Source organism: Knoellia sp. AC549, from assembly GCF_979258975.1.
In genome coordinates, this window is the sequence record NZ_OZ409890.1 from 116,850 (window position 1) to 138,453 (window position 21,604).

Below are 21,604 nucleotides of genomic sequence, written 5' to 3' on the forward strand. Positions count from 1 at the left end.
GCTCAGTCGTCGGGGTCAGTCCTCTGCGTCGCGCTCGGCCCGGTTGACGGCCGAGAGGACAGCACGCATCGACGCCTTGACGATCGACTCATGCAGGCCGACTCCCCACAGCACCCGGTCGCCCACGGCGCACTCGACGTAGGCCGCCGCGCGCGCATCCCCTCCGGCGGACAGCGCGTGCTCCGCGTAGTCGAGGACCCGCACGTCGACGTCGATCCTCGACAACGCGTCGATGAACGCGGCGATCGGCCCGTTGCCGCGGCCGATGATGTCGACCTCGCTTCCGCCGTCGAGCACGGTGGCCTCGATGACGTCGGTCCCGTCCTCGTCACCGCTGATGGTCGAGCGCACCGGCGTGAACCGGCCCCAACGCTCCTCGGCGGTGTCGGCGTGGAGGTACTCGTCCGAGAACATCTGCCAGATCTCGGTCGCACTGAGCTCGCCGCCCTCGGCGTCGGTGCGCTTCTGCACCACGCCGCTGAACTCCACCTGGAGCCGGCGCGGCAGGTCGAGACCGTGCTCGGCCTTGAGCAGGTAGGAGACACCGCCCTTGCCGGACTGGCTGTTGACCCGGACGACGGCCTCGTAGGAGCGGCCGATGTCGTGCGGGTCGATGGGCAGGTAGGGCACGCCCCAGTCGAGCTCGTTGATCGTCTTGCCCGCCGCCTTGCCGCGGCGCTCCATGTCGTCGAGGCCCTTCTTGATCGCATCCTGGTGCGACCCGGAGAAGGCGGTGTAGACGAGGTCGCCACCCCAGGGGTGTCGTTCGTGCACGGGCAGCTGGTTGCAGTACTCGACCGTGCGGCGGATCTCGGCCATGTCGGAGAAGTCGATCTGCGGGTCGATGCCCTGGCTGTAGAGGTTCATGCCGAGGGTGACGAGGCAGACGTTGCCGGTGCGCTCGCCGTTGCCGAAGAGACACCCTTCGATCCGGTCCGCGCCCGCGAGGTAGCCCAGCTCCGCGGCCGCCACTCCCTCACCGCGGTCGTTGTGCGGATGCAGGCTCACGACAACCGACTCGCGACGGTCGAGGTGACGCACCATCCACTCGATCGAGTCCGCGTAGGCGTTGGGCGTGGCCATCTCGACGGTCGCCGGCAGGTTGATGATCATCTTGTGGTCCGGCGTCGGGTCGATGACCTCGATGACGGCGTTGCAGATCTCGACGGCGAACTCCAGCTCGGTGCCGGTGTAGGACTCCGGCGAGTACTCGTAGTAGACGTCGGTGTCGGCGACCGTCTCCTCGAGCTTGCGGCACAGCCGCGCGCCCTGGAGCGCGATGTCGATGATGCCCTCCTTGGGCAGGTCGAAGACGACGCGCCGCTGCAGCACCGAGGTGGAGTTGTAGAAGTGGACGATCGCCTGCTTGCTCCCCCGGATCGCGTCGAAGGTCCGCTCGACGAGGTGGTCGCGGCACTGCGTGAGCACCTGGATCGTCACGTCGTCGGGGATGTGCCCGCCGTCGATGAGCTCGCGGCAGAAGTCGAAGTCGGTCTGGCTCGCGCTGGGGAAGCCGACCTCGATCTCCTTGTAGCCCATCCGTACGAGGAGCTTGAACATCCGCATCTTGCGCTCGGAGTCCATCGGGTCGATCAGGGCCTGGTTGCCGTCGCGCAGGTCGACCGCACACCAGCGCGGTGCCTTGGACATCACCTTGTCGGGCCAGGTGCGGTCGGGAAGGTGGACCTCGACCTGGTCCTGGAACGGGGCGTACTTCGTCGTCGGCATGCCGGACGACTGCTGGGGGTGGATCATCTTGCGCCTCTACTCACTACTCGTCGTGTGCTCAGCCGGGCACAGCGAACTCCGCGACGAGGAGGGCCGATTCAGGCCTCGCCGCGGCAGAGAAGGAGGAGACGGTGCTGCACGACATGGAGTATGCCGTGTGCGCACCGATCCGTCGACGGCCGGTCCGCCTCGTGGTCACCTTCGCACCCGTCGTGTCTGCGGCTGTGGTCGCTGGAAGAGCACCTCCGCAGGCGCAGCACCAGCGGTAGGTTGCCGTGCATGATGATCCGCCCCGAGACCCTGGCTGCGATCAGAACGGGTGAGGTCGACCTCGCCTTCCGGCGGTGGGACCGGCCCCGAGTGCTCGTGGGCACCCGCCTGCGCACGCGTGTCGGCCTTCTCGAGGTCACAGGGGTGGAGCAGGTCGCGCCCAGCCGGATCACGGCCGCCGAGGCGAAGCGAGCGGGGGCCGGCTCGGTCTCGGAGCTGCGTCGGATGCTCGAGGCCAAGGCCGAGCGACCGGCGTGGCGGGTCACCCTCAGGTATGCCGGCGCGGACCCACGCGAGGCTCTGCGTTCCACCGCACCTGACGTCGACGAGGTGGCCACCATCAGGGCCCGCCTCGACCGGCTGGACGCCGCCTCGTCGATCGGCCCGTGGACGCGCGCGACGCTGGCGATCATCGACCGGTCGCCCACCGTGCGAGCGCCGGACCTGGCCGCCGAGCTGGGCCGGGACACGCCGAGCTTCAAGAGAGACGTGCGCAAGCTGAAGGAGCTCGGGCTCACCGAGTCCCTCGACATCGGCTACCGACTCTCGCCACGAGGTGCCGCCGTGGTCGACGCCGAGTCCGGCGCGCCCCGAGTCGACCGCGAGGCGGCGCCCACCGGCACGCCCCTACCCCGCATCGGGGCACCCGCCACCCGGGCTCTGCGCGCCCAGGGGATCTGGACGCTCGAGCAGGTCCGCGACCTCAGCGAGGCCCAGCTCGCCGGGCTGCACGGTGTCGGGGCGGTGGCGGTGCGACTCCTGCGGGAGGCGTTGGCCGACCGAGGCTGGACCTTCTCCTAGCGGGGGGTTCGTCAGCCGCGGCAGCGCACTGACAGGCAGGTGACGCAGCCCTCGAGCTTCTCGAACTCGCTGATGTCGACGGTGACGACCTCGTGCCCGCGACCGCGCAAGAGCTCGGCCGTCCGCGGGGCACTGGCCGCCATGAGCAGCAGGTTGTCGTCGAGCAGCACGACGTGGGCGCCGGGCTCCTCGGGCATCCCTTCGTAGGAGGAGAACGCCCCCGGCCAGTCCACGACGGGGTCCCAGCCGATGACCGCGCCGTCAGGCAGCGCGGTCACGGCCGACTTGAGGTGGAGGACGCGCTCGACCGTGACGGCCTGGGTCTTCATGCCGACCGTGGCCAGATGTGCGGAGAGCTGTTGGATCCCCGCACCGTTCGTGCGGCCGCCCAGACCGACGTATGCCGTGTCACCGATCTTGAGGACGTCTCCCCCGTCGAGCGTGCCCGGGTCCTCGATCCGCACGACCCGGTAGCCCAGGTCCCGCACCACTGACTCGACTCCGGCAACCTCTGGCTTGCGCTCTGCTGCACCGGGATTGGTCAGGACGGCCATCTCGCCGCTGACCACGACCGCGTCCTCGACGAAGACCGCGTCGGGGCATTCGTCGGCTGGCGGGACCTCGAGAGTCTCCCAGCCCGCGGATCTCAGGCACGCGGCATACGCCTCCCACTGCTCGACCGCGAGGTCGAGGTCGATGGGTGACTTCTCGAGGTGGGTGACGAGCCCGTCGGCGAGGCGCGGGCCGGGGCGGCGGATGAGGGCGGTTCGGCGAGTCACGGAAACGACCCTATGCTCTTGACCCCGCCCGGAATTCACAGGACAGGGCGCCGCCTCGTGAGGCACTCTCCCCTCATGGACCTTCCTGCGGGCTACAGCGCGAGACCGCACGTGCCTGCCGATGCGCAGGCCGTCTGCGACCTCGTGGCAGCCACCGAGCTCGTGGACGCCGGTGAGGTGGCCATCGAGGTCGAGGACATCCAGGGCGACTGGGCCCGGGGCAGCTTCGACCTCGAGACCGAGAGCGTCGGCGTCTGGGAGGGCGACCGCCTCGTCGCCTCGGGTGAGGTCTTCAAGGGGCGCCGGGCGGATGCAGGGGTCCATCCGGAGCACCGCGGCCGTGGCCTCGGTACGTGGCTGGCCGACTGGGTCGAGGACTGTGCGCGCGCTCGCGGCTCGACGCTTGTCGGCCAGACGGTCCCGGGTGACAGCAGCCCGGAGGCGTTCCTGCGGGGACGCGGCCATCGCCAGGGGTGGACGTCGTGGGTCCTCCAGCTCCCCCAGGGATCCAACATCGAGCCCCAGCCGCTCCCCCACGGCTACGCGCTGCGCGAGTTCGGCGGCGGCGCTGACGGCCGGATCGCCTTCCAGCTCATCGAGGACGCGTTCAACGAATGGCCTGACCGCGACCCGTCGAGCTATGCCGACTGGGCGCCGCGCGGCCCGCTGCGGCCCGGCTTCGAGCCGTGGCAGATCCAGTTCGTCACCGACAACGGCGGAGCCGACGTCGCCGTGTGCCACACGATCCTTGCCGGCGGAACGGGCTACGTCGACGCCATCGCCGTGCGTCGCGACCGACGCGGGCACGGGTTGGCGAGAGCCCTGCTCGCCGAGGCGTTCCGCCGGGCGCGCGATCGCGGTGCCACGGTCAGCGAGCTCTCGACCGACTCACGCACCGGCGCCCTGGGGCTCTACGAGCACGTGGGCATGGAGGTCACCCAGACCTGGCGACACTGGATGACGGACCTCTGACATCCGCTCTGAAGCGGGTCAGCGGCGAGCGAGCAATTCCTCGGCCACCTGGACGGCGTTGAGGGCAGCCCCCTTGCGCAGGTTGTCACCGACGACGAAGAGCGTCAGCCCCCTGCCAGCCGGAGCAGCCTGGTCGACGCGCACGCGTCCGACGAACACCTCGTCGCGGCCGGCTGCCTCGAGCGGGTTCGGGACGTCCGTGACGATGACGCCGGGCGCCTTGCCGAGCAGCTCGAGCGCGTGCTCGGGCGTGATGTGGTCGGCGAACTCGGCGTGGATGGCCAGCGAGTGGCCGGTGAAGACCGGCACCCGCACACACGTGCCCGAGACCCGGAGCTCGGGGATGTGCAGGATCTTGCGCGACTCGTGACGGAGCTTCTGCTCCTCGTCGGTCTCGAGCGAACCGTCGTCGACGATCGACCCCGCGAGCGGGATGACGTTGAAGCCGACGGGCACGGCATACACGTTCGGTTCGGGCAGGGTGACCGCACGACCGTCGAGGGCAAGGGCGGCCGGCGCGCCTGCGGCATACCCACCGCGCAGCTGACCGTCCAGCTCCTGGACTCCCTTGCCACCGGAGCCGGAGACGGCCTGGTAGGAAGCGACCCGCAGGGCGACGAGCCCGGCCACGTCGTGCAGCGGCTTGAGGGCCGGCATCGCGGCCATCGTCGTGCAGTTGGGGTTGGCGACGATGCCCTTGGGGATCGTGTCGAGGTCGTGGGGGTTGACCTCGGCGACGACGAGAGGGACGTCGGGATCACGGCGCCAGGCCGAGGAGTTGTCGACGACGACGGCGCCGGCGGCAGCGACGCGCGGCGCCCACTCCTTGGACGTCGAGCCACCGTTGGAGAAAAGGGCGATGTCGAGGCCCGAGAAGTCGGCGGTCGCCGTGTCCTCGACGGTGACCTCACCGTCCTTCCACGGAAGCGTCGTCCCGGCTGACCGGGCGGACGCGAAGTAGCGCATCTCCTCGACCGGGAAGTCCCGCTCGACGAGGAGAGCGCGCATGACATTGCCGACCTGACCGGTCGCACCGAAGACACCGACTCGCATGGACCCAGTCTAGGAGCCATGCGAGTCGGGGTGCTTCAGGCGATCAGGACGTGGGCGCGGTGAGCACCTTGTCCTCGTGCCGGTCCCCGTCGTTCTTCTCGCGGTGGACGCTCTCGTCAGCCGTGGCGTTCGGACTGGCGAGGGTGACGAGGTCGCCGACACCCTCACCCGGGGCGGCCTCCTCGTAGGTGAGGGTGAAGTCGTCACCGTGCTGCGTCACTCCCGCGACGATGGCCTGCTCGACGGCGGCAACGGCATACGCCCGGCGGACGACGAGCGGGTCGCTGGAGAGGTCCCGCACGAGGGCGACCGCCAGACCGACCATGATGAGGAGGAAGGGCAGGGCCGCGACGATCGTGATGTTCTGCAGACCGGACAGGGCGTCCTCACCACCCACGACGAGCATCACGGCAGCGACGGCGCCGGTGGCCGCTCCCCAGAAGATCACCGTCGGACGGCTCGGGGAGAGAGTGCCTCGCTCCGACAGCGTGCCCATGACGATCGACGCCGCATCGGCCCCGGAGACGAAGAAGATCGCGACGAGCAGCATGACGACGACCGAGGTGAGCGTCGACAGCGGCATCGTCCCGAGCATGCTGAACAGGGTCGCCTCGGGCGTGTCTGCGCCGGCGAGGTCGGTCCCGCCCCGCTGGGTCGCGATGCCGGCCCCACCGAAGACGGCGAACCACACGAGCGAGACCAGGCTGGGGACGAGCAGCACGCCGGTGACGAACTGGCGGATGGTGCGGCCGCGCGAGATCCGGGCGATGAACATGCCGACGAACGGCGTCCACGAGACCCACCAGGCCCAGTAGAAGATCGTCCACCCCGAGAGCCACGTCTGCATGGCGTCGCCACCGGCGGCGTCGGTGCGCGCCGACATCATCGCGAGGTCCTGGAAGTAGGACCCCACGGCGGTCGGGACGAGGTTGAGGATGAAGACCGTCGGGCCGACGACGAGGACGAAGACGGCGAGCACGAGGGCCAGCACCATGTTGGTGTTCGAGAGCCACTGGATGCCCTTGGAGACACCCGAGACCGCCGACAGGATGAAGCACAGGGTGAGCACCGTGATGATCGCGACGAGGACACCGTTGCCGGCCCGGCCGATGCCCGCGACGAGCTCGAGGCCGGAGCCGATCTGCAGGGCGCCGAGTCCGAGCGATGCGGCGGATCCGAAGAGCGTGGCGAAGATGGCGAGGATGTCGATGACGCGACCGACCGGGCCGTTGGCCCGGCGTTCGCCGATGAGCGGAGCGAAGGCCGAACTGATGAGCAGCGAACGACCGCGACGGAAGACGCCGTAGGCCACCGCCAGACCCACGACCGCATAGATCGCCCACGGGTGGAGCGTCCAGTGGAACAGGGTCGTCGCCATCGCGGTCTGGACCGCCTCGGGGTTGCCGACCGCACCGGTGCCGGGGGGCGGCTCGGTGAAGTGGGCCACGGGCTCGGAGACGCCGTAGAACATCAGGCCGATGCCCATGCCCGCGGAGAACATCATAGCGATCCACGAGATGGTCCTGAACTCGGGCTGCTCGTCGTCACGTCCGAGCGGGATGCGGCCGAACTTGCCGGCCGCGAGCCAGATGACGAAGAGCACGAAGCCGGAGGCCACGAGTGAGAAGAGCCACCCCATGTTGTGGACGACCCACGACAGGCCGCTGTCCGAGGCGGACCCGAGGGTCTCTGTGCTGACGAAGCCCCACAGCACGAAGCCGATCGCGATGACCGCGGTGACACCGAAGACGACCGTGTCGAGCTTCTGCGGGGCGTCTGCCCGGTGCTCCTCGACGGTGTGGTCGAGAGCGGGGTGGGGGCCGTCCTCGAGGAGCGGTCCGTCGAGGACCTCGCGCTCCCCTGCGGCGTCCGCCGGGGCTGTGGGGCCGGAGTTCGTGAGTTTCAGGTTCACTGGTGATCGGCGCGGACGCCGCTCCTTCTTTGTTCTCGTCAGTCGCGTACGCGGCTCCGCTGCCGCTCGGTCTCGGTTCGTGCAAGCGGCCCACCATGCCGAACGCAGCCCGCGATGACAAACTGACGAGGGCACGCGAAGGCCCTTCTCGTCGCCTTGCGCGACCCGTGCCACACACCACCCGGGTATGCCGGGTGTGCGCACCCTCGCGGCGTCAGAAACCCAGTCGTTGCAGCTGTTTGGGGTCGCGCTGCCAGTCCTTGGCGACCTTGACGTGGAGGTCGAGATGGACGCGCTGGCCGAGGAGCTTCTCGATGCCGACGCGGGCGTTGGTCCCGACCTCACGCAACCGCGAGCCTCCGCGGCCGATGATGATCGCCTTCTGCGACGACCGCTCCACGAAGACGTTGACGCGCACGTCCATCATCGGCTTGCCCTCGGGCCGGTCCTCGCGCGGCAGCATCTCCTCGACGACGACGGCCAGCGAGTGCGGCAGCTCGTCGCGCACGCCTTCGAGGGCGGCCTCGCGCACCAGCTCGGCGATCATGATCGCGTGCGGCTCGTCGGTGAGGACGTCGTCCGGGTAGAGCGGTCCCGGGGACGGCGGGAGGTGCTTGGCGATGACCGAGGCCACGGTGTCGACCTGGTCACCCCTCGTCGCCGAGCACGGCACGATCTCGGACCACTCGCCGAGCTGGTCGATGGAGATGAGGTGCTCGGCCAGGCGCTGACGGTCGACCTTGTCGGACTTCGTGGCCAGGGCGATGATCGGCGTGCGCTTGGCCTGCCGCAGCTCGGCCAGCTCCCGGGCGATCCACTGGTCGCCCGGGCCGATGCGTTGGTCGGCCGGGAGGCAGAAGCCGACGACGTCGACGTTGAGCAGCGTCTCGCGCACGAGGTCGTTGAGCCGCTCCCCCAGGAGGGTGCGCGGCTTGTGCAGCCCCGGCGTGTCGACGAGGACGATCTGGCTCGTCGGGGACGTCACGATGCCGCGGATCGTGTGGCGCGTCGTCTGGGGCTTGCTCGACGTGATGGCGACCTTCTCGCCGACGAGGGCGTTGGTCAAGGTGGACTTGCCGGCGTTCGGGCGACCGATGAGACAGGCGAAGCCGGCGACGTATCCCGGCTGGGGGGTGTCGCTGGCCTGGGTGGCGTCGCCGCGACGGCTGGTGTCGCCGGACTCGGCGCTCGCGTCTTCACTCATGGGAACTCCCGGTCTCGGCTGGATGCATCATCTCGCGGTCGGCTGCCGTGACGCGCTCGACGATGACGGTGGCGATGCGGTGCCGGCGCCCGGCCATGCGCTCGGCGGTGAGGCGCAGCCCGGCCACCTCGCAGGTGGAGCCCAGGATGGGGACGCGCCCGATGGTCTTGCCGATGAGTCCTCCGACGGTGTCGACCTCGTCCTCCTCGATCGTCACGCCGAGCTCGTCGGCGAGGTCGTCGATGTCCATCGTCGCGTCGACCCGCCAGCGTCCCTCCGAGAGCTGTTCGAGGTCCGGTGTCTCGCGGTCGTACTCGTCGGCGATCTCACCCACGATCTCCTCGATGATGTCCTCGATCGTCACCAGACCCGCCGTGCCTCCCCACTCGTCGACCACGAGCGCGAAGTGGGTCTGGTCACGCTGCATCTCGCGGAGCAGGGCATCGACGGGCTTGGACTCCGGGATGAACGGCATCGGTCGCATGAGGTCGACGACCGGCGCCCTGGCACTGGCCGGGTCGGCGGTGATCCGGCGCACCACGTCCTTGAAGTAGAGGAGGCCGAGCACGTCGTCCGAGTCCTCGCCCGTCACGGGGATGCGCGAGTAGCCGCTGCGGAGGAAGAGGTTCATCGCCTTGCGAGCCTCACGGTCGGAGCCGATCGTCACCATGTCCGTGCGAGGGACCATGACCTCGCGGGCGAGGGTGTCGCCGAGCTCGAAGACGGAGTGGATCATCTGGCGCTCGCCGGCCTCGATGAGCGAGGACTCGCCGGCCATGTCGACGAGGTCTCGCAGCTCGGACTCGCTGTCGAACGGCCCGTCGCGATAGCCGCGGCCCGGGGTGACCGCGTTGGCGAACTGGACGAGCAGTCGGGAGAGCGGACCGAGCAGGCGGCGCAGCCAGATCGCCACGGGGGCCGCGAGGAGGGACACCTGGGTGGCGTTCTGCCCGCCGAGCGTGCGCGGCGACACCCCGACCAGGGCGAAGGACACGACGGCCATGATCGCGATCGCGGTGAGCAGCGGCGTCCAGGAGCCGTCGACGACACGGTGGACCGCCACGGTGACGAGGACCGCCGTGGTCATCTCGGCGATGACCCGCACGAACGACAGGACCGACAGGTATGCCGCGCTGTCGGCGACGACCACGGCCAGAGCCTGCGAGCCGGCCCGTCCGTCGTCGTGCAGCTCCTGCGCTCGCACTCGCGACATCCTCGAGAGGGCGGCCTCTGCGGCTGACAGCGCGAAGGCGAGGACGAGCCCGAGGACGCTGATGACGACGAGCCTGGTCATGGGGCCACCGCCGGGGTTCCCGACGCCGAGCGGGCGTCGGGACTGGCTGGGTCAGGCACCGTGTCGACCCCTCGTCGCGAGGAAGGTGAGGAGGAGCTGGCGCTGCAGCTCGAACATCTCTCGCTCTTCCTCCGGCTCGGCGTGGTCGTAGCCGAGCAGGTGGAGGATTCCGTGGGTCGTGAGGAGGAGCAGCTCCTCCTCGGTGGCGTGACCCGCCTCGGCGGCCTGCTTCTCGGCGACGCTCGGGCAGAGGACGATGTCACCGAGCACGCCCTCCTCGAGGTCGTCGTCGTCGCTGCCCGGACGCAGCTCGTCCATGGGGAAGCTGCATGACGTCGGTCGGTCCGGGCAGGTCCATCCACTGGACGTGCAAGGTCTCCATCGCTGCCTCGTCCACGAGGCGCAGGCAGAGGTCCGCCTGCGGGTGGACCTTCATCTCAGCCAGGACGTATCGGGCGCACGCGACGAGCTCGAGCTCGTCGAGCGCGAACTCGGTCTCGTTGAGGACGTCGATGCTCACGCGTCTCCGTCCCGATCCGCACGGTCGGCGTGGTCGACGCGGTCGGAGCGGTCGGCCGGTCGGGGTCCGCGGCGTGAGCGGGTGTGGGTCGAGCGTCCCTCCTGGTCGGCGTCCCAGCGGCCGTAGGCGTTGACGATCTCACCCACGAGGCGGTGGCGCACGACGTCGAGGGCCGTGAGCTCGGCGAAGTGGATGTCCTCGAGGTCGGTCAGGATGTCGCGCACGATGCGCAGACCGCTCGTCGTGCCGCCGGGGAGGTCGACCTGCGTGATGTCACCGGTCACGACCATCTTGGAGCCGAACCCGAGACGAGTGAGGAACATCTTCATCTGCTCCGGCGTCGTGTTCTGCGCCTCGTCGAGGATGACGAACGAGTCGTTGATCGAGCGACCTCGCATGAAGGCGAGGGGCGCGACCTCGATCGTCCCGGCCGCCATGAGGCGAGGAATCGAGTCGGGGTCGACCATGTCGTGCAGCGCGTCGTAGAGCGGGCGCAGGTAGGGGTCGATCTTGTCGTTGAGCGTGCCCGGGAGGAAGCCCAGCCGCTCCCCCGCCTCGACGGCAGGACGGGTGAGGATGATCCGGTTGACCTGCTTGGCCTGGAGCGCGGCCACCGCCTTGGCCATCGCGAGGTAGGTCTTGCCCGTGCCGGCCGGACCGATGCCGAAGGTGATGGTGTGCTCGTCGATCGCGTCGACGTAGCGCTTCTGCCCCAAGGTCTTGGGCCGGATGGTGCGACCTCGGGAACTCACGATGTTCATCGTGAGGACGTCGGCGGGGCGCTCGCTCGTCTGTGCGCGCAGCATGCCGACGGAGCGTTCGACGGCGTCGCGGTTGAGCGGCTGGTCGCCCGCGATCACGGCCAGCAGCTCGTCGATGACGCGCTCGACGAGGGCCACCTCCGCACTCGGGCCGGAGATGTGGAACTCGTTGCCGCGGACGTGGATGGCGGTGAGCGGGAACAGGCGCTCGATCGTGCGGAGCAGCTCGTCCCTCGGCCCGAGGAGCGCCACCATCTGCACCTCGGCGGGGATGGTGACCGTGTGGACGGGGAGATGCGCCGACGCCTCGGTGGGCGTGGACGGGTGGGGTGCGTCTGTCATGTCACCCCTGAGTCTACGGTTTGGTTCAGCCGGGGGGCCATTCCATTGCCCGACCACCCAGCAGGTGCAGGTGCGCATGGAAGACGCTCTGCCCCGCCCCGGCGCCCGTGTTGAGGACGAGGCGGTAGTCGCCGCCCAGCCCCTCCGACTCCGCAACCGACCGCGCGAGGAGCACCACGTCGGCGAGCTCGTCGGCCGAGGCCTCGGCCAGCTCACCGGCGTTGGCGACGTGCCGCTTGGGGACGACGAGGACGTGCGTAGGTGCCTGCGGGTTGATGTCGCGGAAGGCGAGGCTGTGCTCGGTCTCCCCCACGACGTCCGGTTCGACGTCGCGCGAGACGAACTTGCAGAACAGGCAGTCGGCAGAAGACATGCTCCGACAGTAAACCGATCGCGCCACCCACGCGTCCTACCACCGTGACAATGACCCTCGTGGGCACACGACGTGACGCAGCAGCGCGCGCGGCAGCCGATGACGGCGTGTCGAGCCTGTATGCCGTCCACTGGCGCCCCATGGTCCGGCTCGCCTGGCTCTTCGTGCACGACGACCTCCTCGCCGAGGAGATCGCGCAGGACGCCTTCGTCTCACTCCATCGCAAGTGGGACGACGTCCGCGAAGGGCGCGGTGCGGCATACCTGCGTCAGAGCGTCGTCAACGGTGCGCGCTCGGCGCTCCGTCACCACAAGGTCCAGCAGCGCTATCTCGACTCCACCCGGGTGGGCACCCGCCTGCGGGTGGCGAGCGCCGAGGACGAGGCGATGTCGGCGAACCGGGCTGCCGAGCTCTTCGCTCGCCTGCAGCGCCTGCCCGCCCGGCAGCGGGAGGTGCTCGTCCTGCGCTACTACCTCGACCTCAGCGAGGCCCAGATCGCCGACGCCCTCGGCATCGCACCCGGATCGGTCAAGGCCCACGCCCACCGGGGCCTCGCCGCCCTGCGCACCCAGATGGAGGAGCGATGACGACCCAGCTGGATCCGTCCGACACCGAGCGGGAAGCTCCGGGAGGTGCTTGCCGCACGGGCCCGGGGCATCCGGCCCGCCGACCGCCTCGACGAGATCCTGCGAGAGGCGTCCGAGCCGGCGCCGTCTCCCGTCCGGAGCCGTTGGGTCACCGGTCTGGGGGTGGCCGCCGCGGCAGCAGCGGTCGCCGGCGTCGTGTGGGCAGCAGGACCGGCACCCGAGCGGCCTCCGGGCCAGCCCGCCGGTCCCCCGTCGCTCACCTCACCGACGCCCCCGGCGCCGTCCTTCTCACCGTCGACCGCCTCGACGCCGCCCACCCTCGCCGGTGCTGCCCTGGGCATCTATCGCGTCGGCACCAACGGCGGCACCGACAACCGGCCCGGCCTCGTCCGGGAGTTCTGGACGTCCGGGATCGGTGCGAGCGCCTCTGAGTCCGCCCGCGTCACCGCAGCCGTCGGCGAGTCCCTGCGACGATCCGAGCTCTGGCAAGGGGTGACCCTGGACCGGGCCCTGGTGTCGGACGACGTCATCACGTTGCGGCTCAGCGCATCCGGCGACCGCGCACCGGATGCCGAGCGGGCCCGGCTGGCCGTCTCGTCGCTGGTGTGGACGGCACAGGGTGCCGTCGGTCGCGGTGACCTGCCGGTGTCGATCCGGTCGGTGAACGGGGGAGAGCTGCTCGGGCACCTCGAGTCGTCCACCCTCTTCACCAGAGCGGCCACCCCGCCAGAAGCGCTGTGCGACATCTGGATCGACGACCCCTCTCCCGGTGCCACCCTGCCGCTGGCCAGGGCGGTGAGTGTCCGGGGTCAGGCGGTCGCCTTCGAGGCCAACGTCGAGTGGGAGCTGCGGCGTGGCACGACGACCGTGCGGGACGGCTTCGTCACGGCATCGATCGGCGCGCCCTCACGAGGGACCTTCACCATCGACCTCGGGCGCCTCGACGCCGGTACGTGGACCATCCGCACGTTCGTGTCCTCGGCGGAGGACGGTCAGCAGGCGGTCGCCGAGAGACTCGTGACCTTCACCGTCGGCTAGCGCCAGCGGGACGCGGCGCTGAGCACCGCGAGCGCTGCCGGTCCGGCGCTGGACGAGCGAAGGACCGTGTCGCCCAGCCGGACGACGTGGGCGCCCGCCTCCCGGAAGGCGTCGAGCTCGTCCGGTGCGATGCCGCCCTCGGGTCCAACGACGACGAGCACGTCGCCCTCGCCTGGAAGGGTCAGGGTGGCCAGCGGCTCGTCCGCGTCCTCGTGGAGGACGTATGCCGTGGCACCGGCCGCGATCCGCACCGCCACTGCAGGGGTGGTGGCCGCCGGTGAGAGCACGGGTCGTCGGGGTCGACGGGACTGCTTGGTCGCGGCGGCGAGGACGGCGTCCCACTTGGCCCACGCCTTGGCGCCCCTGTCGCCCCGCCACTGGACGATGCTGCGGCTGGCCTGCCACGGGACGACCTCGTCGACCCCCAGCTCGGTCGCGGCCTCGATCGCCTGGTCGTCACGGTCGCCCTTGGCCAGTGCCTGCACGAGGACGAGTCGAGGGCTCGGCTCGGGCACGTCGTCGACCGCGTCGGCGCGCACGGTGAGGCGGTCACGCCCGGCCGACTCGACCACACCGGTCACCACCCGACCGGCGCCGTCGGACAGCCGGATGCCCTCGCCGGGCTGGGTCCGCTTGACCGTCGCCGCATGCCGCCCCTCGGCCCCGTCGAGCACGACGACATCCCCAGCCCGAGTCGCGTCGAGCGAGCCCGGAGCCACGAGATAGAGGTGCAGGGTCACACCGCCACCCCGTCGACCGACGAGTGGCATGTGGCAAGGCACGCGTTTGCGACGAAGGAGCAACTGAGCGTGCCTTGCCACATGCCATTCGGAGGCGTGCAGGACATGGGATCAGCGGGCCTTGAAGGCGTCGCGGAGCTTGCCGAAGAGCGAACCCTCGGTGGGGTTGGCGATGCGACCGGTCGGCTTCTCCTCGTCACGGAGCCGGGCCAGCTCGCGGAGCAGGCCCTCCTGCTCGTGGCTGAGCCGGGTCGGCGTCTGGACCATGGCGTGGATGATGATGTCGCCGCGTCCGGACCCACGCAGGTGGGTGACGCCCAGGCCACGCAGGAGGATCTGTTCGCCGGACTGGATGCCGGGGTGGACCTCGAGGTCGCTCACGCCGTCGAAGGTCTCGAACGGCACGGTGGCGCCCAGTGCGGCTGCGGTCATCGGGAGCTCGAGCGTGGCGTGGAGGTCATCGCCCTGGCGCTGGAAGCGCTTGTCGCGGCGCACGGCCACCTCGACGTAGAGGTCTCCGGCAGGACCGGCGCCGGGGCCGACCTCACCCTCGCCCGCGAGCTGGATGCGCGTGCCCGTGTCGACGCCGGCGGGAACGCGGATCGTCAGGCTGCGGCGGGTGCGCACGCGTCCGTCGCCGGAGCACTCGTAGCACGGTGCCTCGATGACCTGACCGGTCGCCTGGCAGTTCACGCAGGGGCGAGACGTCATCACCTGGCCGAGGAAGCTGCGCTGCACCTGCTGGATCGAGCCCTGCCCGCGGCACACGTCGCACGTGCGGGTGCCGGTGCCCGGTTGGGTGCCTGCGCCGTGGCACGTGGAGCACCCCACGGCCGTGTCGACGACGAGCTCCTTCTCGGCGCCGAAGACCGCGTCGACGAGGTCGAGGTCGAGACGGACGAGGGCGTCCTGGCCACGGGCCTGGCGTGATCGCGGTCCCTGCCCCTGGCCCTGACCGGCCCCCTGCCCGAAGAACGCGTCCATGACGTCGCTGAACGAGAAGCCCTGCCCGAAGCCGGCGGCAGCGCCGGCATACGGGTCGGCCCCCATGTCGAAGTTGCGCCTCTTCTCGGCATCGGAGAGCACGTCATAGGCCTGCGAGACCTTCTTGAACTGCTCTTCGGCCTCGGGGCCGGGGTTCACGTCGGGGTGGAGCTTGCGGGCTGCGCGGCGGTAGGCCTTCTTGATGTCGTCGGCGGTTGCGTCGCGGGCCACGCCGAGGTCGGCGTAGTAGTCGTTCACTTCGGTGGACGTCCTTCGCTGGGGGCTGGTGGGGTCACGTGTCGGGTTGGGGCAAGCAGGCGGTCAGGCAGTGGTCGTGAGTGGTCGGTCGGTGCTCAGTCGGCGAGGATGCGGCTGACATAGGTGGCGACGGCTCGGACGGCCGCCATGGTCGTCGGGTAGTCCATGCGCGTCGGACCGACGACGCCGAGCCCGGCCACGAGGTCACTCCCCGCGCCGTAGCCGGAGGTGACGAGCGAGGTCGACTGCAACCCGGCATACGGGTTCTCGGCTCCGATGCGCACGGCGACCGCGTCTCCCTGCTCGGTCACGGTGCCGAGGAGCTTGAGGAGGACGACGTGCTCCTCGAGTGCCTCGAGGACCGGCCCGATCGAGGTGGGGAAGTCCTCTCCGGCCCGCACGAGGTGGGAGGCGCCGGCCATGACGACCCTCTCCTCGCGCTGCTCGACGAGGACCTCGGTCAGCTCGGCCGCGATGGCAGCGAGCAGACCCCGGGCGCCCGGGTCGACCTGGGTCGGCAGCTCACCGAGTCCACCGGCCGCGTCGGCGAGCGTCTTGCCGACCGTGGCACCGTTGACGTCGGACCGCAGCGACGCGAGCATGCGCTCGGCCGCGGGCTCGGTAAGGTCCATGCCCGTCTCGAGGACGCGCTGCTCGACCCGTCCCGTCGTCGTGATGAGCACGACGAGCAGACGGGAGCCGCCGATCGGGACGAGCTCGATGTGCCGGACCGACGAACGGGTGAGCGACGGGTACTGGACCACCGCGACCTGGCGGGTCAGCGAGGCGAGGAGCCGCACGGTGCGGTCGACGACGTCGTCGAGGTCGATGGCACCGTCGAGCAGGGTGCTGATGGCGCGCTTCTCGGCACCGCTCAGCGGCTTGACCCCGCTGAGACGGTCGACGAAGAAGCGGTAGCCCGCGTCCGTCGGGATGCGTCCGGCGCTCGTGTGCGGAGCTGCGATGAGGCCGTCCTCCTCGAGCGCCGCCATGTCGTTGCGCACCGTGGCCGCCGAGACGCCCAACCGGTGACGCTCGAGCAGCGCCTTGGAGCCGACGGGCTCGGACGTCTCGACGTAGTCCTGGACGATGGCGCGCAGCACCGCGAGCCGACGTTCATCACTCATGACCGACACCTTCCGTCCTCACTGGCACTCATCCTTGGTGAGTGCCAATTCTACGTCTACCCTCGCGCAGGTGACTGATCGCTACGGCCGGGACGTGCTCTCCGGCGACTGGAAGGCCCCTCGCGGTGGCCGGTCCGTCCCCCTCGCCGCCGAGCTAGGTGTCGTCGTGGAGGACGTCGAGACCGGCTGGGTGGGCGCAGTGGTCCGCGTGGAGAAGGCCGGAGGCATCCACGTCGTCCACCTCGAGGACCGTCGCGGCCGGACCAAGGCCTTCCCGCTCGGACCGGGGTTTCACGTCGACGGTTCGCCGGTCACGCTCACCAGGCCGTCCACCGCCGCCGACGCGAGGCTCACGGCCGCCCGCGCCACCGCCTCACGCACGGCGAGCGGCTCACGCGCCGTGACGAACGCCCCGGCCCGGGTCGCGAGCGCGTCCCGGATCTTCGTCGAGGGCCGACACGACGCCGAGCTGGTCGAGAAGGTCTGGGGCCACGACCTGCGCGTCGAGGGTGTCGTCGTCGAGATGCTCGACGGCGTCGATGACCTCGAGGCCGCGATCCGTGACTTCGCCCCGGGGCCGGGCAGACGTATGGGTGTGCTCGTCGACCACCTCGTCCCGGGCACCAAGGAGACCCGCGTCGTCGACGCGGCCTCGCGACTCAAGCCCTTCGCGCCGCACGTCCTCATCGTCGGCCACCCGCACGTCGACGTGTGGCAGTCAGTCCGCCCAGAGCGCCTCGGCATGGAGCAGTGGCCGGTGATCCCGCGCGGCACGTCGTGGAAGCACGGCATCTGCGCCCACCTCGGCTGGCCCCACGCGGAGCAGGCCGACATCGCCCGTGCCTGGAAGCAGATCCTCGGCACGGTGCGCTCCTATGCCGACCTGGAGCCCTCGCTGCTGGGCCGGGTCGAGGAGCTCATCGACTTCGTCACCGCGCCCTGAGGGACGCAGTTCCCTGCGACCAACCCGGGTATGCCGGCCCAGGTAGAGCGGTGACCTCGGCCCGCCCTCCGCAGCAGGGTCACCCCTGACCTCTCCCTGATCTCACCCCGAAGTGGGGATGAACCGGGTTCGGAAGGGGTTTGACTGGGTGACAGCATCCCGTCCCCTGAAGGAGGACACCATGACCACCCCGCACCCCGAAGTCCCGCAGGGCCACGACCCGCGCCAGCTCCCGCCTTCCCACGGCGAGCAGCCTCCGCCTCCCCCGCAGCAGCCCTACCAACAGCCCTACCAGCAGCCCGCTTCCGGCCAGGCGTACCCCGGCCAGCCCGTGGCCCACGCCCAGCCGCAGGTCCTCGACCCGGCCCAGCAGCGCCAGTGGGGCATGTTCGCCCACCTCATCCCGCTCATCGCCATGGTGCTGAGCGCCGGGCTCCTCGGCTTCGTCGGGTCGCTCGTCATCTACGTGATGTACAAGGACCGGGGTGACTTCGTGCGCCAGCACGCAGCGAACTCGCTCAACATCCAGATCATCACCGGGATCTTCCTGCTCGTCTCGTTCCCGTTGATGCTGCTCCTCGTGGGCTTCGCGACCTACTTCCTCGCCCTGGCCTTCGCGTTCGTGCTCCACGTCATCGGAGCCATGCGCGCCAACGAGGGCCAGCAGTGGTCGCCGCCGCTGACCCCGCAGTTCGTCAAGTGAGTCGCTGACAGGGCACGAGCCCACACTGACCGGCTCCGCCACACATCGCGATGGGTGCGTTCGGGACGAAGTCCCGACTGAGCGCCCATCGCGATGTGCGAGGAGGCCGGCACCGACGGGCTGGAGCGGTCAGACGCCGCCATTGAGGAGCAGGCCACCGTCGACGACGACGAGCTGGCCGGTCATCCAGGCCGCGTCGTCCGACAGCAGGAACGCCACGACGCCGGCGATGTCCTCGGGCACGCCCAGCCGACCGAGCGGGTAGCCCGCGGCCACCTTCTCCTCGCGGCCCTCGTAGAGCGCCGTGGCGAACCGCGTCTTCACCACCGCCGGGGCGACGGCGTTGACCCGCACCGTCGGCCCCAGCTCGACGGCGAGCTCCTCGGTGAGGTGGGTCAGCATCGCCTTGCTCGCGCCATAGAACCCGATGCCCGGCGCCGGGCGCACGCCCGCCACCGAGGAGACGTTGACGATCGCGCCCCCGCGCTCCTCCAGACCACCGGCGACAGCCTTCTGGATCCAGGAGAGCGCGGCGATGCAGTTGACCTCGACGATCTTGCGGGCCGCGTCGAGGTCGAGGTCGACGAGCCGTCCGTATGCCGGGTTGATCCCGGTGTTGTTGACGAGCAGGTCGACCGGGCCGAACGTGTCGGCCACCATGGCCAGTACCTCGTCCTGGTGGGCTGGGTCGTCCGCCCCTCCAGCGACGGCCATGGCGACGTCGGGACCCCCCAGGGCAGCGACGGCCGCGTCGAGCGCTTCCTGCTTGCGTGCGGTGACGCACACGCGTGCGCCCTCCGAGATGAGGCGCTCGGCGATGGCGAGGCCGATCCCGCGGCTGGCGCCGGTGACGATGGCGGTGCGGCCCTCGAGCCGGCGCAGGTTCGTGGCAGTCATGGGCGCCACCCTAGGGCCGCGAGTCGGGCGCGGATCCGGCGCGGGGGCGCGGAGCGATCCGCGGCACGGCGCCGGATCCGCGCCCGCCCTGGGGGAGTCACGGACTCAGGAGTCGACGCCGAGGAGACGGCGCACCACGGTGTCGGCGAGGAGCCTGCCCCTCAACGTCAGCACCACCCGGCGGTCGCGCACTGCCGCCGTCCCGTCCACCAGCCCGTCGGCGACGAGCCCTGCGACAGCGAGTCGACCGACCTCGTCGAGGTCATCGACCCCGAGGCCGTCACACACCCGCACCTGCAGCAGCACCTGCTCGTCGCGGACCTGCTCCGCAGTCAACGTCTCGCGCCCAGCAGCAGGTGACAGGCGCTCGGCCAGCCGGCCGGCATACGCCCTGGGGTGCTTGACGTTCCACCAACGCACGCCGCCGACGTGGCTGTGGGCACCGGGACCCACGCCCCACCAGTCGCCGCCGGTCCAGTAGCCGTCGTTGTGCCGGCACCGACCGGCCGGGGTCCGCGTCCAGTTGCTCACCTCGTACCAGTCGAAGCCGGCGGCAGAGAGCACCTCGTCGGCGATCTCGTACTTCGTCGCCTCGTCGTCGTCATCGGGCCGCGCGACCTCACCACGACGCACCTGGGCAGCCAGCTTGGTCCCCTCCTCGACGACGAGCGCATAGGCCGAGACGTGCTCTGACTCGAGGGAGATCGCCTGGTCGAGGCTGCGTCGCCAGTCGTCGATCGACTCCCCCGGCGTGCCGTAGATGAGGTCGACGCTCGTCACCATCCCGGCATCCTGCGCAGCGCGAACCGCCTTCTCCACACCGGCGGGGTCATGGGTCCGGTCCAGCGTCGCGAGGACGTGCGGGACGGCCGACTGCATGCCGAGCGAGATGCGCGTGAACCCGCCGTCGGCGAGCTCGCGCAGCGAGTCCGGAGTGACCGAGTCGGGGTTGGCCTCGGTCGTCACCTCGACGTCGTCAGCCAACCCAAAACGTTGCCGTATGCCGTCCACGGCCTTCACGAGATCGGCTGCGGCAAGCATCGTCGGCGTTCCACCACCGACGAAGATCGTGTCGACGGGCGGGGCCGACTCCCCGAGCAGGGCCTGCGCGAGGTCGAGCTCGGCCAGGGTCGTGTCGATGAACGTCGACGTGCTGGCGCCCGGCCCGAGCTCGGTGAGCGTGTAGGTGTTGAAGTCGCAGTAGCCGCAGCGGACCCGGCAGAACGGGACGTGCAGGTAGATGCCGAACGGGCGCCTGCCGAGCGACTCCAGCGCCCCGGCCGGCAGCTCCCCCGAGTCCGGGGCAGGGTCTCCATCGGGCAGGCGGGGCATGCTGCAGATCCTCCCATCCCCGCGCCTCCCCGTAGGTTGGCGCTCGTGCGCATCCTCACCGACGACGACGTCCGCGCCTGCCTCCCGCCCCTGGTCGAGGTGGTCGACCTCGTCGCAGACGCGCTCTGCGCCCTGGCGGAGGGCCGCGCAGACGTCCCGCCCAAGCCCACTGTGCGGACCTCGCCCGGCATGTTCGCCAACGCCATGCCTGCGGCCTATCCCGAGCGAAACCTGCTGGGCTGCAAGTGGATCAGCATCGTGCCGGACAACCCCGTCCGCGGTCTGCCGTCGGCCAGCGGCGTCATGCTCGTCAATGACGGGACCACCGGTGTGCCTCTCGCCCTGCTGCCGGCGCATGAGCTCACGGCCATCCGGACAGCCGCCGTGACGGGCGCCTGTGTGCGCGCCCTCGCAAATGACGACGGCCCCATCGCCTACCTCGGGGCCGGCCTCCAGGCTCGTTCCCACCTCCGCGTCCTCGAGGCCCTGGGGCACACCGAGGTCCATGTCTGGGCGCGCCGCCGTGAGGCGATGGACGCCCTGGCACGGGAGACGGAAGCGGTCGCACCCGGCATACGCGTCGTGGCCTGTCCGTCGCGGGAGGCAGCAGTCCGCGACAAGGCCGTCGTCATCACCGGGCTGTCGATCGGGCTCACCGACATGGCCATCCCGCTGACCTGGCCGCGCGAGGACGCCCTCCTCCTGCCCATCGACTACGCGAGCTCGGTGGGCGCCGACCTCGCCGACAGCGCCGTCCTGGCAGCCGATCACCTCCCGCAGTTCGCGGCGGTGCGGGCAGTGCGGGGCAAGCTCGACGGTTACCCGACGCCCACGGCGTGGACGGGGCACCTCCTCCACGCGCCCCGCCCCGACGGTCGGCTGGTCGTCCAGAACCTCGGCACCGGCATCAGCGACCTCGTGGTGGCGAGCGCCGTCGCCGACCGGGCCGAGGCGACAGGCGCAGGTCAGTTCGTCGCCCTGTGATC

The 21,604-nt window shown here is 70.5% G+C and carries 20 protein-coding genes and 1 pseudogene; 7 read left to right on the forward strand and 14 right to left on the reverse strand.

Going from position 1 to position 21,604, the window contains the following annotated elements:
• Nucleotides 1–15: 15 nt before the first annotated feature.
• Nucleotides 16–1,755, reverse strand: a complete 1,740-nt coding sequence (gene leuA / locus ACZZ98_RS00575) for a 2-isopropylmalate synthase (protein WP_463514466.1) — start codon at nt 1,753–1,755, stop codon at nt 16–18.
• Nucleotides 1,756–2,007: 252 nt separating this feature from the next.
• On the opposite strand from leuA, the gene ACZZ98_RS00580 reads away from it, so the two are divergent.
• Complete coding sequence (locus ACZZ98_RS00580) at nt 2,008–2,799, forward strand: helix-hairpin-helix domain-containing protein (RefSeq protein WP_463514467.1); 792 nt, start codon at nt 2,008–2,010, stop codon at nt 2,797–2,799.
• An 11-nt stretch (nt 2,800–2,810) separates the two neighbouring features.
• Here ACZZ98_RS00580 and ddaH read toward each other — a convergent pair whose 3' ends face one another.
• The gene (ddaH, locus tag ACZZ98_RS00585) at nt 2,811–3,578 is read right to left on the reverse strand and encodes a dimethylargininase (RefSeq protein WP_463514468.1); all 768 of its coding nucleotides are present in this window, start codon (nt 3,576–3,578) and stop codon (nt 2,811–2,813) included.
• A 75-nt stretch (nt 3,579–3,653) separates the two neighbouring features.
• Between ddaH and ACZZ98_RS00590 the strand changes: the two genes are divergently transcribed.
• On the forward strand, nt 3,654–4,550 hold the full coding sequence (locus tag ACZZ98_RS00590) for a GNAT family N-acetyltransferase (RefSeq protein ID WP_463514469.1): 897 nt from the start codon (nt 3,654–3,656) through the stop codon (nt 4,548–4,550).
• Nucleotides 4,551–4,568: 18 nt separating this feature from the next.
• On the opposite strand, the gene ACZZ98_RS00595 is transcribed toward ACZZ98_RS00590, so the two are convergent.
• The 7 genes and pseudogenes from ACZZ98_RS00595 to ACZZ98_RS00625 form a co-directional block, all read right to left on the reverse strand.
• Nucleotides 4,569–5,603 (reverse strand): aspartate-semialdehyde dehydrogenase, encoded by a 1,035-nt coding sequence (locus tag ACZZ98_RS00595; protein WP_463514470.1) that lies wholly within the window; start codon nt 5,601–5,603, stop codon nt 4,569–4,571.
• Between the two features lie 43 nt (nt 5,604–5,646).
• A complete protein-coding gene (locus ACZZ98_RS00600) occupies nt 5,647–7,515 on the reverse strand; it encodes a BCCT family transporter (RefSeq protein ID WP_463514471.1) in 1,869 nt (622 codons plus the stop codon).
• Nucleotides 7,516–7,729: 214 nt separating this feature from the next.
• Entirely contained in the window at nt 7,730–8,719 is a 990-nt protein-coding gene (gene era / locus ACZZ98_RS00605) for a GTPase Era (protein ID WP_463514472.1), read from the reverse strand.
• A complete protein-coding gene (locus ACZZ98_RS00610; RefSeq protein WP_463514473.1) occupies nt 8,712–10,013 on the reverse strand; it encodes a hemolysin family protein in 1,302 nt (433 codons plus the stop codon). The genes era and ACZZ98_RS00610 overlap by 8 nt, the downstream gene beginning before the upstream one ends.
• Nucleotides 10,014–10,064: 51 nt before the next feature.
• A pseudogene (gene ybeY / locus ACZZ98_RS00615) lies at nt 10,065–10,533 on the reverse strand (rRNA maturation RNase YbeY).
• Nucleotides 10,530–11,636, reverse strand: a complete 1,107-nt coding sequence (locus ACZZ98_RS00620) for a PhoH family protein (RefSeq protein ID WP_463514474.1) — start codon at nt 11,634–11,636, stop codon at nt 10,530–10,532. Before ACZZ98_RS00620 ends, ybeY begins: the two are co-directional and overlap by 4 nt.
• 25 nt (nt 11,637–11,661) lie before the next feature.
• Nucleotides 11,662–12,009, reverse strand: coding sequence for a histidine triad nucleotide-binding protein (locus ACZZ98_RS00625; RefSeq protein ID WP_463514475.1), 348 nt, complete (start codon nt 12,007–12,009; stop codon nt 11,662–11,664).
• Between the two features lie 50 nt (nt 12,010–12,059).
• On the opposite strand from ACZZ98_RS00625, the gene ACZZ98_RS00630 reads away from it, so the two are divergent.
• A complete protein-coding gene (locus tag ACZZ98_RS00630) occupies nt 12,060–12,596 on the forward strand; it encodes a SigE family RNA polymerase sigma factor (RefSeq protein WP_463514476.1) in 537 nt (178 codons plus the stop codon).
• 45 nt (nt 12,597–12,641) lie between these two features.
• The gene (locus ACZZ98_RS00635; RefSeq protein ID WP_463514477.1) at nt 12,642–13,634 is read left to right on the forward strand and encodes a Gmad2 immunoglobulin-like domain-containing protein; all 993 of its coding nucleotides are present in this window, start codon (nt 12,642–12,644) and stop codon (nt 13,632–13,634) included.
• Here the strand turns inward: ACZZ98_RS00635 and ACZZ98_RS00640 are convergent.
• The 3 genes from ACZZ98_RS00640 to hrcA form a co-directional block, all read right to left on the reverse strand.
• Nucleotides 13,631–14,374, reverse strand: a complete 744-nt coding sequence (locus tag ACZZ98_RS00640) for a 16S rRNA (uracil(1498)-N(3))-methyltransferase (RefSeq protein WP_463517698.1) — start codon at nt 14,372–14,374, stop codon at nt 13,631–13,633. The two genes, ACZZ98_RS00635 and ACZZ98_RS00640, sit on opposite strands and share 4 nt — an antisense overlap.
• A 111-nt stretch (nt 14,375–14,485) precedes the next feature.
• On the reverse strand, nt 14,486–15,616 hold the full coding sequence (gene dnaJ / locus ACZZ98_RS00645) for a molecular chaperone DnaJ (RefSeq protein ID WP_463514478.1): 1,131 nt from the start codon (nt 15,614–15,616) through the stop codon (nt 14,486–14,488).
• 95 nt (nt 15,617–15,711) lie between these two features.
• Complete coding sequence (gene hrcA / locus ACZZ98_RS00650; RefSeq protein ID WP_463514479.1) at nt 15,712–16,743, reverse strand: heat-inducible transcriptional repressor HrcA; 1,032 nt, start codon at nt 16,741–16,743, stop codon at nt 15,712–15,714.
• 70 nt (nt 16,744–16,813) lie between these two features.
• Between hrcA and ACZZ98_RS00655 the strand changes: the two genes are divergently transcribed.
• Together ACZZ98_RS00655 and ACZZ98_RS00660 are read left to right on the forward strand one after the other, a co-directional pair.
• Entirely contained in the window at nt 16,814–17,686 is an 873-nt protein-coding gene (locus ACZZ98_RS00655; RefSeq protein ID WP_463514480.1) for a DUF3097 domain-containing protein, read from the forward strand.
• Nucleotides 17,687–17,867: 181 nt separating this feature from the next.
• The gene (locus tag ACZZ98_RS00660) at nt 17,868–18,389 is read left to right on the forward strand and encodes a DUF4870 domain-containing protein (RefSeq protein WP_463514481.1); all 522 of its coding nucleotides are present in this window, start codon (nt 17,868–17,870) and stop codon (nt 18,387–18,389) included.
• 129 nt (nt 18,390–18,518) lie between these two features.
• On the opposite strand, the gene ACZZ98_RS00665 is transcribed toward ACZZ98_RS00660, so the two are convergent.
• Both ACZZ98_RS00665 and hemW read right to left on the reverse strand, forming a co-directional pair.
• Nucleotides 18,519–19,286, reverse strand: coding sequence for an SDR family oxidoreductase (locus ACZZ98_RS00665; RefSeq protein ID WP_463514483.1), 768 nt, complete (start codon nt 19,284–19,286; stop codon nt 18,519–18,521).
• 105 nt (nt 19,287–19,391) lie between these two features.
• Nucleotides 19,392–20,618, reverse strand: coding sequence for a radical SAM family heme chaperone HemW (hemW, locus tag ACZZ98_RS00670; RefSeq protein ID WP_463514484.1), 1,227 nt, complete (start codon nt 20,616–20,618; stop codon nt 19,392–19,394).
• A 45-nt stretch (nt 20,619–20,663) separates the two neighbouring features.
• On the opposite strand from hemW, the gene ACZZ98_RS00675 reads away from it, so the two are divergent.
• Nucleotides 20,664–21,602, forward strand: coding sequence for an ornithine cyclodeaminase family protein (locus tag ACZZ98_RS00675; protein WP_463514485.1), 939 nt, complete (start codon nt 20,664–20,666; stop codon nt 21,600–21,602).
• Nucleotides 21,603–21,604: the final 2 nt, after the last annotated feature.

What these genes read in the sequence shown, in the direction of transcription:
- leuA (WP_463514466.1), bottom strand. Translation starts at nt 1,755, where the DNA reads ATGATCCACCCCCAGCAGTCGTCCGGCATGCCGACGACGAAGTACGCC.
- ACZZ98_RS00580 (WP_463514467.1), top strand. Translation starts at nt 2,008, where the DNA reads ATGATGATCCGCCCCGAGACCCTGGCTGCGATCAGAACGGGTGAGGTC.
- ACZZ98_RS00590 (WP_463514469.1), top strand. Translation starts at nt 3,654, where the DNA reads ATGGACCTTCCTGCGGGCTACAGCGCGAGACCGCACGTGCCTGCCGAT.
- ACZZ98_RS00595 (WP_463514470.1), bottom strand. Translation starts at nt 5,603, where the DNA reads ATGCGAGTCGGTGTCTTCGGTGCGACCGGTCAGGTCGGCAATGTCATG.
- era (WP_463514472.1), bottom strand. Translation starts at nt 8,719, where the DNA reads ATGAGTGAAGACGCGAGCGCCGAGTCCGGCGACACCAGCCGTCGCGGC.
- ACZZ98_RS00610 (WP_463514473.1), bottom strand. Translation starts at nt 10,013, where the DNA reads ATGACCAGGCTCGTCGTCATCAGCGTCCTCGGGCTCGTCCTCGCCTTC.
- ACZZ98_RS00620 (WP_463514474.1), bottom strand. Translation starts at nt 11,636, where the DNA reads ATGACAGACGCACCCCACCCGTCCACGCCCACCGAGGCGTCGGCGCAT.
- ACZZ98_RS00625 (WP_463514475.1), bottom strand. Translation starts at nt 12,009, where the DNA reads ATGTCTTCTGCCGACTGCCTGTTCTGCAAGTTCGTCTCGCGCGACGTC.
- ACZZ98_RS00630 (WP_463514476.1), top strand. Translation starts at nt 12,060, where the DNA reads ATGACCCTCGTGGGCACACGACGTGACGCAGCAGCGCGCGCGGCAGCC.
- hrcA (WP_463514479.1), bottom strand. Translation starts at nt 16,743, where the DNA reads ATGAGTGATGAACGTCGGCTCGCGGTGCTGCGCGCCATCGTCCAGGAC.
- ACZZ98_RS00660 (WP_463514481.1), top strand. Translation starts at nt 17,868, where the DNA reads ATGACCACCCCGCACCCCGAAGTCCCGCAGGGCCACGACCCGCGCCAG.
- ACZZ98_RS00665 (WP_463514483.1), bottom strand. Translation starts at nt 19,286, where the DNA reads ATGACTGCCACGAACCTGCGCCGGCTCGAGGGCCGCACCGCCATCGTC.
- hemW (WP_463514484.1), bottom strand. Translation starts at nt 20,618, where the DNA reads ATGCCCCGCCTGCCCGATGGAGACCCTGCCCCGGACTCGGGGGAGCTG.